Genomic DNA, 1,766 nt, shown 5'->3' on the forward strand with positions numbered 1-1,766 from the left:
ATAATTTAATTTTTTTACTAAAATTTTTTTATAAAAGCAATTTATGTAGAAAACTTTTTCAACTGTGGATAATTTTTAAAATATTATCATTTTTTTCCCACAAAATTTTCAACATTCTTTCCACATTTTCCACAATTTTTTTAAGCTCTGAAAATCTTCTTGTTTAAAGATTCAATTTCTTTTTTGAATGCAACATCTTCCTTTGTTTTCTTATCAATTTTTCTAATACTGCTTATAACCGTGCTATGATCTTTTCCACCAAAAAGCCCACCAATTGCTGTCAGGCTTAAATCCAATTCATCATTATTCTTTAACAGATACATTGCAATTTGTCTTGTTTCAACTATTTTTTTCTGACGTTTTTTGGATTTCATGTCAGTTACACTGACACCGTACTGTGCAGAAATCATTTCTATTACTTTTTTTGCTGTTACTTTAGACTGTTCTCGTTTTACGTTATGCATAAGCATTTCCTGCACAAGTTCTAACGTTATCTGTTCATCTAGAAGTTTTGCACGGGCATTTAAGTTTGTAAGTGTTCCTTCCAGTTCCCTTACATTTGTATCAAGAGAGTCTGAAATATATTCTAAAATGCTGTCGTCTATTTCGATTCCCTGTGCCTTTGCCATGTTTTTTAAAATCATCATACGAGTTTCATATCCTGGACTTTGGATTTCCACTGTTAAACCTGACAAAAATCTTGATTCTAGACGTTTTGACAGATTTTTTATTTCCTTTGGCGACTTATCACTTATCATTATTATCTGTTTTCCAAGTTCCTGCAACTTATTAAACGTGTGGAAAAATTCTTCTTCCACAGTCCCTTCTCCACGTCCAAACACCTTTTCAAAAAATTGTATATCATCTAGAAGAAGTACATCTAAAGCACGGAATGTATCGCGAAAATGCTGAATTCGTCCACTGTTCAAAACTTTAAAAAATTCATTTGCAAATTCTTCAGAAGTAGAATAATAAACACGCTTACTTGGGTCATTTTCTAAAATTGCATTTCCAACAGCCTGCATAAGATGGGTTTTTCCAAGCCCTGAACTTCCAAAAATAAAAAGAGGGTTATAAACCGTTGGATTTTTTACAACTGCTAGACAGGCATTATATGCAAGCTTACTGTTTTCACCAACAACAAAATTATCAAGCCTGTGCTTTGGATTTAGTCCTGTGTGAACAAGTGAAGCTTTTTCCATTGTTTCTTTTGGAAAACTGTGAGTTTCAGGCTTATATGACATCACATCCTGTTTTTTTATCTCAAAGTTTATCGTAACTTCTTCATCTGTCACAATTTCTATAATTTCTTCCATCTGGCTTTTATATTTTTCCATATTTTCCTTTATTAGCTTGGAATTACAAGTAAGAGTAAAGACACTCTCTTCAAGTTTAGTTGCCTCCACATTTTCAAAAAATAGCTCAAATTCCCCTTCATTAACTCTTTTTTTCATAATTTTCTTAATTTTTTCCCACAATTTCACAACATCCATTTATTTTTTCTCTCCTTTTTTAACAGTATTCCTATAAATAAAAATTTTAAATTTTACAATAATTCCAGCCTTTCTATTTGCCTTAACTATAACATATATAAAATAAATAATCAAGATTTTCCACAAAAGTTTTCCACATGTTTTTCCACAAGAAAAAATATTAATTTTTTCAGTATTTACAATGCTTTATAACTTTCATACAATTTTTTCCACAATAATTATACATAGTGATTTCTATTGCATTCCCACATATTATACACATAGTTTTCATTT

Annotated in this window: 1 protein-coding gene; it reads right to left on the reverse strand. The window is 30.2% G+C overall.

Translation table 11 applies throughout. The annotated features are described in order from the left end of the window. Positions 1 to 140 precede the first annotated feature (140 nt). Positions 141 to 1,493 carry a chromosomal replication initiator protein DnaA gene (gene dnaA, locus Q0370_RS07770; RefSeq protein ID WP_147004668.1) on the reverse strand — a complete coding sequence of 451 codons (1,353 nt, stop codon included), beginning with the start codon at positions 1,491 to 1,493 and terminating at the stop codon, positions 141 to 143. Between the last annotated feature and the right edge of the window lie 273 nt (positions 1,494 to 1,766).

The sequence above is a fragment of the uncultured Leptotrichia sp. genome, assembly GCF_938036635.1.
GTDB lineage: Bacteria > Fusobacteriota > Fusobacteriia > Fusobacteriales > Leptotrichiaceae > Leptotrichia > Leptotrichia hongkongensis.

Coding starts and splice junctions, on each gene's coding strand:
- dnaA (WP_147004668.1), bottom strand. CDS start 1,493: ATGGATGTTGTGAAATTGTGGGAAAAAATTAAGAAAATTATGAAAAAA.